At 69.3% G+C, this 15,604-nt stretch carries 17 protein-coding genes and 1 pseudogene; 15 read left to right on the top strand and 3 right to left on the bottom strand.

Annotation, left to right across the window (positions count from 1 at the left end; all coding sequences use genetic code 11):
• Window positions 1-18 precede the first annotated feature (18 nt).
• From ffh to HUJ41_RS09475, 7 genes are all read left to right on the top strand, one after another.
• The gene (gene ffh, locus HUJ41_RS09505) at window positions 19-1,611 is read left to right on the top strand and encodes a signal recognition particle protein (protein ID WP_179872350.1); all 1,593 of its coding nucleotides are present in this window, start codon (window positions 19-21) and stop codon (window positions 1,609-1,611) included.
• Window positions 1,612-1,644: 33 nt separating this feature from the next.
• The gene (locus HUJ41_RS09500) at window positions 1,645-2,433 is read left to right on the top strand and encodes an LLM class F420-dependent oxidoreductase (protein WP_179872349.1); all 789 of its coding nucleotides are present in this window, start codon (window positions 1,645-1,647) and stop codon (window positions 2,431-2,433) included.
• A gap of 170 nt (window positions 2,434-2,603) precedes the next feature.
• A complete protein-coding gene (gene rpsP / locus HUJ41_RS09495; protein ID WP_179872348.1) occupies window positions 2,604-3,116 on the top strand; it encodes a 30S ribosomal protein S16 in 513 nt (170 codons plus the stop codon).
• 6 nt (window positions 3,117-3,122) lie between these two features.
• Window positions 3,123-3,359, top strand: a complete 237-nt coding sequence (locus HUJ41_RS09490) for an RNA-binding protein (RefSeq protein WP_100822335.1) — start codon at window positions 3,123-3,125, stop codon at window positions 3,357-3,359.
• Window positions 3,356-3,952 carry a ribosome maturation factor RimM gene (gene rimM, locus HUJ41_RS09485; protein ID WP_179872347.1) on the top strand — a complete coding sequence of 199 codons (597 nt, stop codon included), beginning with the start codon at window positions 3,356-3,358 and terminating at the stop codon, window positions 3,950-3,952. The genes HUJ41_RS09490 and rimM overlap by 4 nt, the downstream gene beginning before the upstream one ends.
• Before the next feature lie 9 nt (window positions 3,953-3,961).
• A complete protein-coding gene (gene trmD / locus HUJ41_RS09480) occupies window positions 3,962-4,663 on the top strand; it encodes a tRNA (guanosine(37)-N1)-methyltransferase TrmD (RefSeq protein WP_179872346.1) in 702 nt (233 codons plus the stop codon).
• Window positions 4,660-5,124, top strand: a complete 465-nt coding sequence (locus HUJ41_RS09475; protein WP_179872345.1) for a hypothetical protein — start codon at window positions 4,660-4,662, stop codon at window positions 5,122-5,124. Before trmD ends, HUJ41_RS09475 begins: the two co-directional genes overlap by 4 nt.
• A 25-nt stretch (window positions 5,125-5,149) precedes the next feature.
• Here HUJ41_RS09475 and map read toward each other — a convergent pair whose 3' ends face one another.
• Both map and HUJ41_RS09465 read right to left on the bottom strand, forming a co-directional pair.
• Window positions 5,150-5,917, bottom strand: a complete 768-nt coding sequence (gene map, locus HUJ41_RS09470) for a type I methionyl aminopeptidase (RefSeq protein WP_179872344.1) — start codon at window positions 5,915-5,917, stop codon at window positions 5,150-5,152.
• The gene (locus tag HUJ41_RS09465) at window positions 5,918-6,568 is read right to left on the bottom strand and encodes a TetR family transcriptional regulator (protein WP_179872343.1); all 651 of its coding nucleotides are present in this window, start codon (window positions 6,566-6,568) and stop codon (window positions 5,918-5,920) included.
• Window positions 6,569-6,802: 234 nt separating this feature from the next.
• Here HUJ41_RS09465 and rplS point away from each other — a divergent pair, with 234 nt between their 5' ends.
• The 8 genes and pseudogenes from rplS (at window position 6,803) to HUJ41_RS09425 (ending at window position 14,788) form a co-directional block, all read left to right on the top strand.
• The gene (gene rplS / locus HUJ41_RS09460) at window positions 6,803-7,150 is read left to right on the top strand and encodes a 50S ribosomal protein L19 (protein WP_179872342.1); all 348 of its coding nucleotides are present in this window, start codon (window positions 6,803-6,805) and stop codon (window positions 7,148-7,150) included.
• A 101-nt stretch (window positions 7,151-7,251) separates the two neighbouring features.
• Window positions 7,252-7,983 (top strand): signal peptidase I, encoded by a 732-nt coding sequence (gene lepB / locus HUJ41_RS09455; RefSeq protein ID WP_179872341.1) that lies wholly within the window; start codon window positions 7,252-7,254, stop codon window positions 7,981-7,983.
• Window positions 7,980-8,654, top strand: coding sequence for a ribonuclease HII (gene rnhB / locus HUJ41_RS09450; protein ID WP_179872340.1), 675 nt, complete (start codon window positions 7,980-7,982; stop codon window positions 8,652-8,654). The genes lepB and rnhB overlap by 4 nt, the downstream gene beginning before the upstream one ends.
• Before the next feature lie 10 nt (window positions 8,655-8,664).
• Entirely contained in the window at window positions 8,665-8,988 is a 324-nt protein-coding gene (locus HUJ41_RS09445) for a DUF2469 family protein (RefSeq protein WP_152583178.1), read from the top strand.
• A 129-nt stretch (window positions 8,989-9,117) separates the two neighbouring features.
• Window positions 9,118-12,591 carry a spermidine synthase family protein gene (locus tag HUJ41_RS09440; RefSeq protein ID WP_179872339.1) on the top strand — a complete coding sequence of 1,158 codons (3,474 nt, stop codon included), beginning with the start codon at window positions 9,118-9,120 and terminating at the stop codon, window positions 12,589-12,591.
• A 99-nt stretch (window positions 12,592-12,690) separates the two neighbouring features.
• Window positions 12,691-13,041, top strand: coding sequence for a YraN family protein (locus tag HUJ41_RS09435; protein WP_179872338.1), 351 nt, complete (start codon window positions 12,691-12,693; stop codon window positions 13,039-13,041).
• Window positions 13,041-14,081: pseudogene (locus HUJ41_RS09430) on the top strand (YifB family Mg chelatase-like AAA ATPase); the annotation flags it as partial. The gene HUJ41_RS09435 and the pseudogene HUJ41_RS09430, both read left to right, overlap by 1 nt.
• 374 nt (window positions 14,082-14,455) lie before the next feature.
• The gene (locus HUJ41_RS09425) at window positions 14,456-14,788 is read left to right on the top strand and encodes a DUF6221 family protein (RefSeq protein WP_071044809.1); all 333 of its coding nucleotides are present in this window, start codon (window positions 14,456-14,458) and stop codon (window positions 14,786-14,788) included.
• A 51-nt stretch (window positions 14,789-14,839) separates the two neighbouring features.
• Here the strand turns inward: HUJ41_RS09425 and HUJ41_RS09420 are convergent, their stop codons facing one another.
• A complete protein-coding gene (locus tag HUJ41_RS09420; protein ID WP_071044808.1) occupies window positions 14,840-15,574 on the bottom strand; it encodes a metallophosphoesterase in 735 nt (244 codons plus the stop codon).
• Window positions 15,575-15,604: the final 30 nt, after the last annotated feature.

Raw genomic sequence — 15,604 nt, 5'->3', positions numbered from 1 at the left:
ACCTACAATGGGGGCACCATGGCAACTTTCGGCACGCTCTCCGACCGGCTCACCTCGACCTTCAGCGCTTTGCGCACGAAGGGCAAGCTCAGCCCGGCCGACGTCGACGGCACTGTGCGCGAAATCCGTCGAGCTCTGCTCGATGCCGATGTCGCTCTCCCGGTCGTCAAAGACTTCACCGCTGCGGTGCGCGAGCGCGCTCTCGGCGACGAGGTCAACAAGGCGCTCAACCCGGCGCAGCAGGTCGTGCAGATCGTCAATGACGAGCTCGTCGGCATCCTCGGCGGCGAGCAGCGCCGCCTGCAGTTCGCGAAGACCCCGCCGACGGTGATCATGCTCGCGGGCCTCCAGGGGGCGGGCAAGACGACGCTCGCGGGCAAGCTCGCTAAGTGGCTCAAGGCCGACGGTCACACGCCGATCCTCGTCGCGGCCGACCTCCAGCGCCCGAACGCCGTGCAGCAGCTGCAGGTTGTGGGCGAGCAGGCGGGTGTCGCGGTCTACGCTCCCGAGCCCGGCAACGGGGTCGGCGACCCGGTGAAGGTTGCGAAGAACGCGATCAAGCACGCTCGAGACAAGCAGCACGATGTCGTGATCGTCGACACCGCCGGTCGTCTCGGTGTCGACGCCGAGCTCATGAAGCAGGCGGCGAACATCCGCAAGGCCGTCGACCCCGACGAGGTGCTCTTCGTCATCGACGCGATGATCGGTCAAGACGCGGTGAGCACGGCGAAGGCGTTCCAGGAGGGCGTCGACTTCACGGGCGTCGTGCTGTCGAAGCTGGATGGCGACGCGCGCGGCGGCGCCGCGCTGAGCGTCGCGAGCATCACGGGCCGCCCCATCATGTTCGCCTCCACCGGTGAGGGCCTCGACGACTTCGAGCCGTTCCACCCGGATCGCATGGCGAGCCGCATCCTCGACCTCGGTGACATCCTCACGCTCATCGAGCAGGCGCAGAAGTCCTTCGACGAGGAGGACGCGAAGCGCACGGCGGAGAAGTTCGCGACCGACAGCTTCACGCTCGAAGACTTCCTTGCGCAGATGCAGCAGCTCAAGTCGATGGGGTCCCTCAAGGGCATGCTCGGCATGCTGCCCGGTGCGCGGGGCATGAAGGATCAGCTGGAGAACTTCGACGAGGGGGAGCTCACGCGCACGGAAGCGATCATCCAGTCGATGACACCGAAGGAGCGCCAGCTGCCCAAGCTCCTCAACGGCTCGCGCCGCTTGCGCATCGCTCGCGGTTCTGGAACGACGGTGACCGAGGTCAACGCCCTCGTGAACCGCTTCGAGCAGGCCGCGAAGATGATGAAGACGATGGCGAAGGGCGGCATGCCCCAGATGCCGGGCATGGGCCCCATGCCCGGCATGGGCGGCGGCGGGGGAGCGGCGACGGCCCGCAAGGCCGCGGCCAAGAAGAAGGGCAAGGGCAAGTCGCGGTCGGGCAACCCCGCGAAGCGGGCGGCGGAGGAGGCCGCTCGCGCGCAGGGGCTGAGTGCCGGTGGTGGCACGGGCGCATCCGGCAGCAGCTTCGGCCTCGGCGGCGGGGCCGCGACCGGCGAGAAGCAGCCGACGCCGGAGGAGCTCGAGGCCCTGCAGAAGTTCCTCGGCCGCTGAGAGCGGCCCGCGCGACAGTCCTAGGCTGAGGGCATGACGACTCGACCCGTGCGCCTCGGCGTGCAGCTCGCCCCGCAGCACGCGCCCTACGAACTCATCCGCGACACGGCGACCGAGCTCGAGGAGCTCGGCGTCGACATCCTCTTCACCTGGGACCACTTCTTCCCGCTCAGCGGCGAGCCCGACGGCCTGCACTTCGAGTCGTGGACGATGCTCGCAGCCCTCGCCGAGCAGACCAGCCGCGTCGAGCTCGGCGCGCTCGTGAACTGCAACAGCTACCGCAATCCGAGCCTGCAGGCCGACATGGCCCGCACGATCGACCACATCAGCGCGAAGGGCGGCACGGGCCGCTTCCTCTTCGGCACGGGTTCGGGCTGGTTCGAGCGCGACTACGTCGAGTACGGCTTCGAATTCGGCACGGTGGGGGAGCGACTGGATGCTCTCGCGCGAGACCTGCCGATCATCCGGTCGCGCTGGCAGGCCCTGAACCCGCAGCCCACGCGCGAGATCCCCATCCTCATCGGTGGGGGCGGCGAGAAGAAGACTCTCCGCATCGTGGCCGAGCACGCCGACATCTGGCACTCGTTCAGCGACGCGCCCACGCTCGAGCGCAAGCTCGGCGTCCTCGCCGAGCACGGGCGCACGGTGGGCCGCGACACGAGCGAGATCGAGACATCGGTCGAGGTGCGCAGCCGCACGATGGCGGAGGCGGACGAACTGCGGGCGATGGGCGCGAGCCTCTTCACGCTGGGCATCACGGGGCCCCGCTACGACCTCGCGAAGGTGCGCGAGTGGCTTGCCTGGCGGGACGACCAGCGCTGAGCATCCCGTCGCGGTCACAGACGCCGCGAAAATCTGCCAGAATAGGCGGTCGAGTGCTCGCGCGTCCGACCCTCTAATCAGACGCTGCGAGAAACCATCACGAGCTTCCGCGCCGAGTGTGCCCCACGCAACCGGCTGCGACTCACTTCCTTCACACATTTCGGAGAAACGTGGCTGTCAAGATTCGTCTCAAGCGCATGGGCAAGGTCCGTGCACCGTTCTACCGCATCGTCGTGGCCGACTCGCGCAAAAAGCGCGACGGCCGCGTGATCGAGGAGATCGGCAAGTACCACCCCACCGAGGAGCCCTCGTTCATCGAGGTGCAGTCCGAGCGCGCCCAGTACTGGCTGAGCGTCGGCGCCCAGCCGAGCCCTCAGGTGCTCGCGATCCTCAAGCTCACGGGCGACTGGGGCACCTTCAAGGGCGAGAAGGGCGCGACGAGCACCGTCAAGTCGCCCGAGCCGAAGGCGGCCTTCAGCGTCGACGAGAAGAAGAAGCCTGTGCTCAAGCCCAAGGCCGAGAAGCCTGCGGAGAAGCCCGCCGAGGAGGCGCCTGCTGCTGAGGCGCCCGTCGAGGATGCTCCCGCTGCCGAGGCGCCCGCCGAGGAGGCCAAGGCTGAGGATGCTCCCGCCGAGGCCCCCGCCGCCGACGAGGCCCCCGCGGCCGAGGCCGACAAGGCCTAGTGACTCGTGCTCGCTGACACTCTCGAACACCTCGTCAAGGGGATCGTCGATCACCCGGACGACGTCGAGGTCGTCGCGCAGAGCTCTGCGCGCGGCGAGGTCCTCGAGGTGCGTGTGCACCCCGAGGACCTCGGCCGCGTCATCGGCCGCGGCGGTCGCACCGCCAAGGCCCTGCGCACGGTGATCTCGTCGCTCGCCGACGGCCGCCGAGTGCGCGTCGACGTCGTCGACACCGATCAGTGAACGCGCCCACCTCAGAGCGTCCACAACTCCGGGTCGGTCGGCTCGTCAAGGCTCACGGGCTCAAGGGCGCCCTCAAGCTCGAGCTCTACACCGACGCGCCCGAGCGTCGCTTCACGCCGGGCGCGAGCTTCTCGTTACAGGTGCCCGAGTCGTCCGAGTGGCACGGCAAGACCCTCACCCTGACCGAGCTGCGCTGGTACAACGCGCAGCCGGTCGCGTTCTTCGAGGGCGTCGACGATCGCACGGCGGCCGAGTCGCTCGTCAAGGCGATCCTGTGGATCGACCAGGTCGACGACGAGCCGGCCGAGGACGACGCCTGGTACGACTTCCAGCTCGTCGGCCTGCGCGCCCTGCGCGACGGGGTCGAGGTGGGCACGATCGTGCGCGTCGACCACCTGCCCGCGCAGGACCTCCTCGCCGTGCGCACGCCGCAGGGTGAGGTTCTCGTGCCTTTCGTCGGTGCGATCGTGCCGGTCGTCGACATCGCGGGCGGCACCGTGACCCTCACTCCGCCCCTCGGTCTCTTCGAGGAGCTGCCCGACGCGCCCGACGACGCACCCGCGGAGGACGAGTCGAAGGATGCACCCGCCTAGGCTGGGGCTGTGCGCTTCGACATCGTCACGATCTTCCCCGAATTCTTCGGGGCCCTCGACGTGTCGCTGCTGGGCAGGGCCCGGCAGGCGGGAGTGATCGAGGTCGGCGTGCACGACCTTCGCGACTTCACGCATGATCGTCACCGCACGGTCGACGACACTCCGTACGGCGGCGGCGCTGGCATGGTCATGAAGCCCGAACCGTGGGGCGAGGCGCTCGACAGCGTCGTGCGCGACGACAGCATCATTGTCGTTCCGAGCCCTGCGGGGCATCCCTTCACGCAGCGTGAGGCACGAGAGCTCTCCACCCGCGAGCACCTCGTTTTCGCGTGCGGTCGCTACGAAGGCATCGACCAGCGCGTCATCGACCACTACGCTGACCGCAACGAGGTGCGCGAGATCAGTCTCGGCGACTACGTGCTCAACGGAGGGGAGGTGGCGGCGATGGCGATCATCGAAGCGGTCGGCCGACTCGTCCCCGGCGTCGTGGGCAACCCGGAGAGCCTCACCGAGGAGAGCCATGAGGATGGACTGCTCGAGTACCCCAGCTACACCAAGCCCGCTGTCTGGCGCGATCGGGCAGTGCCGGCCGTGCTGCTGAGCGGCCATCACGGCGCTGTCGCGCAGTGGCGCCACGAGCAGCAGCTCGACCGCACCCGGCGGGTACGCCCCGACCTTCTGGCACCCGACCGTTCGGGGGAGGCGACGTGACCACGGGCGAGCGCTGGTGGCTGTGGTCGCAGCCTCTCGTCGCCGCGATCGCGCTGCTCGCGGGTGTCGCGGCGTGGATCCTGCAGGCAGTCGACCAGTACGCGCTGCTGCCCTCGGTGCAGAGCGTCGTCACCGGCACCTTCGTGCTCCCTGGGCTTGCGGTCTCCCTCGCCCTCAACCACGTCATCGTGCTGCGTCGTGCCGTGCCGATCCTCACGAGCGGAGAGAAGCTGCTGCTCGTCGCCCAGTACGCGCTCGCGATCATCGTCGTCGCGACCTCGCTCGACCCGGCGGCGCTCCTGCTCGGCTACCTGCTGTGGCCCCTGCTCATCGTCGCGGCGGTGTCGGCATGCGTCACCATGGTGCGCACGACGCGCGCCGACCGGCGCGGCGAGCAGTGGACCTCTCCGCTCGGACCCACGACCGACGAGGTGCCGCTCGTCGATTCCTCGGCGCGCTGACGCCCCGAGAGTGCGGCTGCGGTGCTCAGTCGCGCGCCGTGAGCACGAGGGGCCCTTCGGGCGTGATCGCGACGGTGTGCTCGGCGTGCGCGGCGCGGGAGCCCGTGCGCGAGCGCAGGGTCCACCCGTCGGGGTCGGTGTAGATCTCGTCGGTGTCGGGGATGAACCACGGCTCGATAGCCATGACGAGCCCCGCTCGCAGCTTGAGGCCGCGCCCCGCTCGACCGTCATTCGGCAGATGCAGGTCTCCGTGCATCGTGCGGCCCACGCTGTGACCGCCGAAATCGAGGTTGACGGGCATCCCGGCATCGTGCGCGACGTCGCCGATCGCGCTCGAGATGTCACCCAGACGGCGGCCGACGCGCGCCTGCTCGATGCCGGCGGCGAGGGCCCGCTCCGCGGTCGCGATGAGCTCGAGGTCGCCCGGGCGCGGTTCCCCGACGACGAAGCTGATCGCCGAGTCGCTCACCCAGCCGTTGACGGAGGCGGCGAAATCGAGCGTCAGCAGGTCGCCGTCGCGCAGAGCGTAGTCGTGCGGGAGGCCGTGCAGGGCCGCGTCATTGACCGACGTGCAGATCACTTTCCCGAACGGCGAGGCGCCGAACGAGGGGTGGTAGTCGATGTAGCAGCTCTCCGCGCCCTCGGCGCGAATCATGTCGTGCGCGAGTGCGTCCAGGTCGAGCAGGTTGACCCCGACGTCGGCGGCGGCGCGCGTCGCCGTCAGCACGCTCGCCACGAAGCGACCCGCTGGCCGCATCTCGTCGATCTCGGCCGGGGTGCGTAGCTCGATCATTCAGCTCCTGGGTAGGGGGACGTGGGTGCGCAGGTAGTCGCCGCACAGGGCGCGGGTCGCCTCGATGAAGCGCGCGTCACCATTCTTGTCCAATTGGAACGCTCGAGTGAGGAGCCCGCTCGCCATCTCGACCGCGACTTCGTAGTGGAACACGAGCTGATCGTCTGGTTCGAAGCCGTAGGTGGCACCGGTCTGCTCGGCGAAGCGGCGGGCGAGGATCGAGTTGTTGCTCAGCTCGGGGTTGATGAACCGCTGGTCGATGACGTCGCCGAAGCGCAGAGCGCGAAAGCCGGGCTCGGTGCGGACGAGCTCCACGAACACGTCGAGCGTCGAGTCGAACGACGACCAGGGCTCGGGCCCCGAGTTCTCGATGCCGTGCCACACCTTGGCGAGGTAGCGCTCGAGGTTGCGGGCGGCAAGCGCGCGCAGCAGTGTCTGGATGTTCGGGAAGTACCGGTAGACGACGCCGACGGAGGACGACGAGCGCTTCGCGACGGCGCTCGTCGTGACGCCATCGATGCCGTGGTCGTCGATGAGTGCGGCGGCGGCGTCCAGCAGCAGCTCGATCCTCTCCGAGCTGCGGCGCTGGATGGGCTCGGTGCGCATGACGACCTTGTCGGTCGCGAGCGCGGTGGTGGTGGTTGTAGTCATGAGTGCTCTCCCCCCGAGAAGCGGTGTGGCGCGAGTGTAACGGCCGTGCAGTGATTCCCCGTCGGTATTCTCGCAGAAAGTTGGCTGGGCGTACCCCCATATGGCATGATGAGCGATTGTGCCTCGGCACGGTTCTGCCACAGGGGAGCCGTCATCCTGCGAGGCTGCAGCACCGGTACGACTCCCTCTTACTCCCCGCACTCGACCTGTGGCGGTTGCAGAAAGCGATGCATCATGCACATTCTCGATCACGTCGACGCAGCGTCTCTTCGCTCCGACATCCCCGACTTCCGCCCCGGTGACACCGTCAAGGTGCACGTCAACATCGTGGAAGGCAGCCGCTCGCGCATCCAGGTGTTCCAAGGCGTCGTCATCGGCCGCTCCAACGAGGGCATCCGTGAGACCTTCACCGTCCGCAAGGTGAGCTTCCAGGTCGGCGTCGAGCGCACCTTCCCCGTGCACTCCCCGGTCATCGACCACATCGAGGTCGTCACCCGCGGCGACGTGCGTCGCGCCAAGCTCTACTACCTGCGCGCTCTGCGCGGCAAGAAGGCCAAGATCAAGGAGAAGCGCGAGAGCTGAGCTCCCGCTCCTCACGACGAAGGCCCCGCCGATCTCTCGGCGGGGCCTTCGTCGTTCTGCGACCGGGCGGTGCCTAGACTGGAGCCCGACCCTGGGGAGCAATGACCGAGCACACAGCGCCGCCGGCAGCGGCATCCGATCCTGCGCCTGAGCGCCCGCGCTCGCGCCAGCGCAGCGCGCTGCTTTTCCTGCGCGACGTCGTCGTCATCGTCGCGGCGGCGCTCATCATCTCGTTCCTCATCAAGACATTCCTCATCCGGTCGTTCTACATTCCGAGCGAGTCGATGGAGAGCACTCTTCTCGTCGACGACCGCATCATCGTCAACCAGCTGGTTCCCGACCTCGTTGCCGTCGAGCGCGGCGACGTGATCGTGTTCCGCGACCCCGGCAGCTGGCTCACGCCCGCGCCCGAGCAGCCGCGCTCGCCCCTCGAGGAGGGTGTCGACACGATCCTCACCCTGGTGGGCCTGAGCGCCTCCGACAGCGACGAGCACCTCGTCAAGCGCGTCATCGGGCTGCCGGGCGACCGCATCGTCTGCTGCAACGATCTGGGCCAGTTGAGCATCAACGGGGTGCCGCTCGACGAACCCTACGTCGTGCTGCCCGAGGGGCGCGTCGATGTGAGCGGCAGCGACTTCCAGCAGGACGTCCCGGCGGGCCAGCTGTGGGTCATGGGCGACAACCGCTACGACTCGAGCGACTCGCGCGTCAACGGCCCCGTGCCGATCGACGACGTCGTGGGGCGCGCGTTCGTGATCAGCTGGCCCCTCGACCGCTGGGGCTGGCTCGACAACTACCCGCTCGTCTTCGACGGGGTCGACCCCCGGCCGTGACCGTCGCCGACCCCACTCTCGAGGTCGAGAGAGCGCTCTTCGCCGAGGGCGCCCCCGTCGTGATCGGCTGCGACGAGGTCGGTCGCGGTGCCATCGCGGGTGTCGTGGCCGTGGGCGTGTGCGCGATCGTCCCCGGCGGGGATGCTCCTCCCGCGGGCCTGCGCGACTCCAAGCTGCTCAGCCCCGCCAAGCGCGAGCTGCTCGCTCCCCTCGTGCACGCGTGGGCAACCGCGGTCGCGGTGGGGGAGGCCGAGCCGGGCGAGGTGGACGCGCACGGCATCATCGCGGCCCTGGGCCTCGCCGCCCGCCGCGGCCTCATCGCCCTGCACGAGGCGGGCATCGACGTGGGTGCCTCGACGGTGCTGCTCGACGGCAGCCACGATTGGCTCACGCCGGCGCTCACCTCGCCACCGAGCATCCGGGTCAGGCCGAAGGCGGATCGTGACTGCGCCTCGGTGGCGGGCGCGTCGGTCGTCGCGAAGGTGCATCGGGATTCGCTCATGGTCGCTGATGCGACGCGGTGGCCGCAGTTCGGCTGGGACGGCAACAAGGGCTATGGAAGCCCCGCGCACCTCGCCGCGGTCGCGGAGTTCGGGCCGAGCCCCCGGCATCGGGTCACGTGGCTCAAGCTCCCCGCGACGGCCGACGGCGCGCCCGACGCGACGGTCTAGACTGCACCCGATGGACGACGACGATTTTGACGACTACGACCGCGAGGTCGAGCTCGCCCTGTACCGGGAGTACCGCGACGTGGTGTCGCAGTTCCAGTACGTGGTGGAGACCGAGCGACGGTTCTACCTGGCCAACGAGGTCGAGCAGGTCGTGCGCGAGGTCGCGGGAGACTTCTACTTCGAGCTGACCCTCACCGACGTGTGGGTGTGGGACGTCTACCGCGCCGACCGCTTCGTCAAGAGCGTGCGCGTGCTGACGTTCAAGGACGTCAATGTGGAGGAGCTCGGCAAGAAGGACCTCAAGCTGCCCCGTGAGCTCGCGATCGACGAGTAGCGGTATCGGGATGCGCCCCGCGCCCCCCAAGAACAGTTAACCCGCGCGAAACAGATCCGGCGTACTGTGATCTAGACGCTGACCCGAACGAGCGTCACCTCCGTCCTCCTACCCGAGGAGCACATCGCTGTGACCACCCGTTCTCGCGGCGCCCGCGCAGGCCTCGCCAGTGTGCTCGTGGCCGCCTTCGCGGCGGCGAGCGTCGTTGCGGTGAGCTCCGCGGCGCAGGCCGCTCCTCTCGCCCCCGTCATCTCCGCCGCCGCGACCGACATCACCGGCTCCGTCTCGGTTTCGGTCGACGTTGAGGATGGCATCGAGCAGACGGTGACGGTGTGGGCCGAGTTCGTCGAGACAGGCGTCGTGACCGAGGGATGCGTCTTCACCGACACGGTCGACCGCGACTGCGTCGCGACGCTGCCCGCAGGCCAGTACGGCGACTACGAGCTCTTCGCGACGTCGACTGACGTCGACGGCACGAGCCCGGAGAGCAACAGGGTCACGGTGAGCTACGGGTCACCGGCGAGCGACCTCTCTCTCGCGTCACCGTTCGACCTCGACGCCTTCACGATCCCGACCCTCTCCGCTGAGGTCACGGGCACGGGGCCCGCGCTCGGCACGGTCGAGGTCTTCGCCTACCGAGTCGACGTCGGCATCGGCAGCGAGACGTCTCTCTGCTTCTCCGGTGTGCCGGCGTCTGGCGCCTTCTCGTGCACGGTGCCCTTCGGGGACTACGGTGTGTGGGCCGTGCGGGTCGTGGCCACCGACCTGGAGGGCGGCACGGCAGAACGGCCGGGGGGCGAGCCTGACGCTATCGCCGTGAACGTCGCCCCGCCGCAGAACGGGTTGTCGATCGCCACCGCCCCGGGTTCGCTCACCGCGACCGCGACGGGCTTGACCGAGACCGACGTCTCCGTGAGCTTCATCGTGGACTGGTTCGGCGCTGGTTCCCTCGGCGAGCGGTGCCCGGCCGGGTGGACGGGCGACTACGAGGTGCCTCCGACGGACGGCCCGTCGGTCGTCTGCCTCGTGGAGAGCGTGCCCCCGGGCATCCACCTGTTCTCGTCCGTGCAGTTCATCAACGAGACGTACTCGAGCGACCGGGGCGATGCCGTGTACGTGCCGGCGACGCCCACGATGACCGTCGAGCCGGTGCCCGGCGGCGCGATCTTCAGCGGCTCGATCGACCTGCTCGCCGAGGAGCTCGTGGAGTCGAGCACTCTGCTGGACTACGTCGAGGTCGTCGTCCGAGACTCGGAGTCGACCTTCGCGTGCTCTGCCGTCGCCGATGCCGTCACGGGTCAATGGTCGTGCACCACGCCTCTCGCTCCGGGCGGGGAGGTCTACACCGCCGTGGCCCAGAGCGTCGGGTTCTCCGACGATCCCGGGGTGCCCGGCCAGGTTGTCGACTACTGGGACGGCATCTCGACTGCCTCAGCACCGGTCGCCGCCACCATCTCCCCCGGCGTGGTGCCGCCGCCTCCCACCATGACGTACGAGTTCGGCGCTGCCTCGGTGGGAGTCACGGCCGAGGGTCTCGAGGGCTCGAGGGTCGGGGTCGAGGTCTACGACGTCGAGCCCGACGGCGAGGGCGGCTACTCGTTCGGCTTCCCGGTGGCCTCGTGCGGCGATGCGCCCGAGGGCGAAGGCGGAGGCGGCTTCGAACCCGAGTCCGCGCCCTTGTCGCCCGCGACCGTCGAGGAGTGCGTGTTCGACGACCTCGAGCCGGGCATCTGGAACTTCTACGCCGTCCAGTCGTACTACTTCGAGCAGAGCGAGTACCAGGACGACTTCGTGCTCATTCCCGAGGTTCCGACCTTCTCGGCCGCCCCGGGCTCGAACGGCCGGGTTCTCGCGAGTGGCGAGGGCGAGCCCGGATTCCGCGTGCTCGTGCGCGAGCTCGGCGGGCCAGGGGCCTGCAGTGCCATCGTCGACACCGAGGGCGCGTGGAGCTGCTCGTTCTCGGGCGCATCGGGCCGCACTCTCGTGCGCGCCCAGCAGCAGTCTCAGGGCTTCGTCGCCGATCCCGGCTTCTACTACGAAGGCCTCGGCGACTCCTTCGACGGATTCTCGGCATACACCGCCCCTGTCGAGGTCGTCGTGGCCGGCCCCGCCGCGCCGCCCGCGCCCATTCCCACGCCGACGCCGGCCGTCACCCCGGCTCCGTTCTCGTGGACGCTCGAGGGCTTCGACGGGCAGAACCTGAGACCCGGGCAGCAGCTGTCGCTCTCCGCGCGCGGGCTGCCTCCCGGCACATCCGTCACGATCCAGATCTTCTCGACGCCGCGCACCCTCGGCACCTCGGTGGCGGACGCGAGCGGGCTCTTCGCCCTCGACGTGGTCGTGCCGGAGGATCTCGAGCCGGGTGAGCACACGCTCGTCGCGACCGCGACGCCGCCGGGGGGCAGCCCCTCGGAGATCTCGACCCCGGTCATGGTCGAGCCGCCTCTGGATCCTGCGGGGCAGCCGCTCGAGGAGGGTGTCGACGAGGAGGTGGAGGAGAACTCTGGCGTCGGCGAGCGCGCTGGCGGAGCATCCGGATCGATCGCTCGCGACGACCCCGCCGCACCGTCTGAATTGACGAATGCGATTCCCACGGCCGCCGAGATCTTCCGCAGCCCCATCATCACGGTGACCGCGGGAGGTCTCGCGCTCGCGATCCTCCTGCTCGTGGCGTTCCCGACCGAGCTGCTCAACTCGACCCTCTCGGCGAACACGCGCCGGTTCGGGCGGGGCTTCGCCGCCTTCGAGCGCGGCGTCGATCGCGTGACCGACTGGTTCGCCGCGGTCACGCGCACGCGCGCCGCGGCCGCCGCCGTGCTGATCGTGCTTACGAGCGTCATCTTCGGGTTCATGGACCCGTCGTTCGGGTTCGACGCCGTCTCGCTGAGACTGACCCTCGCGCTCGCGATCGGCCTTTTCCTCGTCACCTACGTGTCGTCGTGGATCAGCGGGGCGATCATCTGGCGCGCGTGGCGCATCGAGACGAGCATCGGGCTGCAGCCTGCCGCGCTCGTCTTCGCGCTCATCGGCGTCGTCATCGCGCGCCTCCTCGAGTTCTCGCCCGGCTTCCTCATCGGGCTCGTCATCGGCCTCGAGATCGTCACGCGCGTGGGCGCGCCGCACCGCCTGCGCGCCGTGCTCACCCAGCTCGGCGTGATGGTCGGCATCTCGGTGCTCGCGTGGGTCGGCTACTCGATCCTCACCGAGGCGACGGCCGGCGGCCTCGACTGGGTCACGGCGCTCGTGCTCGACTCCCTCGCGGCGGCAACGGCGGAGGGCCTCACGGCGGCGGCGGTCGCGATCCTGCCCCTCGGTTTCCTCGAGGGTCGCGAGATCTTCCAGCGGTCCAAGGCACTGTGGGTCGGCGCCTTCCTCGTGACGGCGACCCTGTTCGCGCTGCTCGTGCTGCCGACGGAGGACGGCATCGACGAGATCTCGAACGTGGGAACGTGGTTCGTCGTGCTCGTCGCGTTCGCGGTCGTCACGCTCGCGCTGTGGGCGGTGCTGCATTACACGAACCCCGACCGGCACGCGGACGACGACGGTGCCGAGCCGGAGGGTGCCGAGCCCGGGGGCGCGCAGAAGGAGTCCGCCCCGCGCTGAGGTTGCGGCGTCTCCCTCACAGCCCCGTGAGGGGTGGGGGATGCCCCGGGTCGTCTCGAGGACGCCCCCGGCGCCCGCGCGCTCGGCATTCTCGGAGGCATGACACGCACGCAAGCGCTCGGGCGCAGCGGGGAGGACCTCGCGGTCGACCACCTCGAGGCCCAGGGCTTCACGATCCTCGACCGCAACTGGCGGTGCTCGATCGGTGAGGTCGACATCGTCGCCCGAGAGGGCGCGACGACAGTGGTCGTGGAGGTCAAGACGCGGTCGGGGGCCGGGTTCGGGCATCCGCTGGCGGCGATCACGCCCGTCAAGCTCGCGCGGCTGCGTCGGCTGGCGGCGGCGTGGTGCGAGGCGCACGGCCCGGTGGACCGCCTGCGGGTCGACGCCATCTCGGTGGTCGCCGACCGCGACGGCGTCGTCATCGAGCACGTGCGGCAGGTGTGCTGATGCCCGTCGCCCGCACGCTCGCGGTCGCCCTGCACGGGGTCGACGGGGCGCTCGTCGAGATCGAGGCCGATCTCGCGAACGGACTCCCCGCGTTCACGATCATCGGCCTGCCCGACGCCGCGCTCGGCGAGGCGAAGGATCGCGTGCGGTCCGCAGCGAGCAACTCGGGGTGCGACCTGCCGAACCGCAAGGTCACCGTCAACCTCTCACCAGCATCCCTGCCCAAGCACGGCTCGGGCTTCGACCTCGGAATCGCCGTCGCTGCTCTCGCGACGACCGGCGTGGTGACAGCGGAGGCGCTCGAGGGCGTTGTGCACCTCGGCGAGCTGAGCCTCGACGGCAGACTGCGACCCGTCGCCGGGGTGCTCCCTGCGGTGCTGGCCGCCCGGCGCGCAGGGGCCAGAGCAGTCGTGGTGCCGAGCGGCAACGCCGTCGAAGCGGGGCTCGTCGCGGGAATCCGCATCGTCGGTGCGGCGAGCCTGCGGGACGTGCTCATCCATCATGGTGCCGAGCTCGAGGCCGTGCCTGTTGACCCGCTCGTCGGGGCGACCGCGGAGGAACCGGCAGGGGAGGAGGGAGACCTGAGCGACGTCGTCGGGCATCCGGAGGCCGTCGAAGCGCTGCAGGTCGCCGCCGCGGGCGGCCATCACCTCATGATGCTCGGCCCTCCCGGTGCCGGCAAGACGCTGCTCGCGACGCGACTGGCCGGGCTGCTGCCCGACCTCGAGCCCGACGCCGCGGTGGAGGTCTCCTCCGTCCGCTCGCTCGCCGGCCTGCCCGTCGGTTCCGCCCTCGTGACGCGCCCACCGGTCGAGAGTCCCCACCACAGCGCGACGATGGCCTCCCTCATCGGGGGCGGCAGCGGGCTCGTGCGGCCCGGCGCGATCTCGCGCGCTGCCCACGGAGTCCTCTTCCTCGACGAGGCGCCCGAATTCAGCGCCGCCGTGCTGGATGCTCTGCGCCAGCCGCTCGAGACCGGCCAGATCACCATCCACCGTGCGCGAGCCGTGGCTCGCTTCCCCGCGCGGTTCCAACTCGTCGCCCGTTGTGTACGACTGGATAGTGTCCACTCAATCTCCTGCGTTCGCGAACGAGGCTCATGGGCATCGAGCGAGATCCGTCCAGATGCATGAGCCGCGCGAGGACGGGCGCTTCGGCGAGTTGAATGTGCTTGCCGCGATTGATGCCGCCGTGATTCATCCTCAACCGATCCGGACTCCGCTTTGCTGCGGTGCAGGGGATGTCGAGTCCTGGCAAGTTCGATCGGATGCGATGGTCGAGTCCGATCCCTGCCAGGATCGGACGACTCCTGCTCCGATCTAGACAGGCTCGACTCGCGGGGTCATTGGTGCAACGGGTCGTTGCACAATCTCGATGTGTGCGATGCTGGCAGGTTGCTCTCGAGGAGGTGGCCATGACGGATGAGTCGGCGGTGCTGGTGGAGTTCCTGCTTGCCCGGATCGAGGAGGATGAGCGGATCGCGTGGCTTGTCGAGTCGGAATCGCCGACGACCGATACCGGGTTCTGCGTGTGGGCGACGCAGTTCGCGTTCGACCCAGAGCGGATGATCGTCGCGATCGACTATCAGCGCGTGCGCGCGGAGTGCGCCGCGAAGCGCCGGATCATCGACGCGTTCCGTGCCGCAGAACCCTCGACCACGACGGCCGAGACGCTGGAGACGGTGCTGCGGGAGCTCGCGTCTGCTCATGCAGATCACGACGACTACCGGGACGACTGGCGAATCTAGCGAAGTCTAGGGATGTCTAGCGTTTCCCTAGACTTCGCGGGTCCGATCGCCTCACTCCGGCGTGTCACCGAGGGCCGCGAGGTCGATTCCGAGCTTCTCGGCCAGTTCCGAGAGCGGCGTGCTCTCGCCCATCGCTGTGCGTTCACGGACGATCGCGGCGATCTCTTCCTCCTCCCGGCGGAGGTCGTCGAGCCAGGCGTCGATGAGCGTGAATGGGATGGGCGCGTATCCGAAGGCGTCGACACCGACATGGAACTGGTGACCGACCGGCCCATTCTCCCGATCATGGGTGTGGCCGTGCAGCAGCGGAGCGCCGCGGTCGACCGGACGATGTGAGGTGTGCCGGTCCGCGTCCTGGGTGTCGCCGGAGTAGGGGTAGTGGGACGCGAGGAGAAGGGTGCCGCGACGGGTGCCTTGAATGATCTCAGGGAGCATGATCCAGCCGGCCTGCTCGTAGAGCGGAGCGAATCGCTCGATCGCGCGGCGGGACTGTGTCGCGGGTGAGACGCGGTCGTGGTTGCCGGGGACGAGGAACTTGCGCCCGTGGAGCTGCGCGGTCAGCGGCAGGGACTCGGCGATCGGTCCGAGCGCGACGTCGCCGAGGTGCAGGACGACGTCTGCGGGGGCGACGGTCTGGTTCCAGCGGCGGATCAGCTCGGCGTCCATCTCGCCGGCCGATCCGAAGGGGCGGGCAGCGAGCTCGCTGATCCGCGCGTGGCTGAAGTGGGTGTCCGAGGTGATGTAGTCGACCTGGTCGTAGTCGAACGTCGGATACTCATGGAGCACCGGGAGACTCCTCTCTGCTCGGCGCGCATG

This window comes from Microcella indica (assembly GCF_013414345.1).
GTDB lineage: Bacteria > Actinomycetota > Actinomycetes > Actinomycetales > Microbacteriaceae > Microcella > Microcella indica.
The sequence above is the reverse complement of the archived record's forward strand: the minus strand, read 5'-3'. Positions and strand labels throughout refer to the sequence as shown.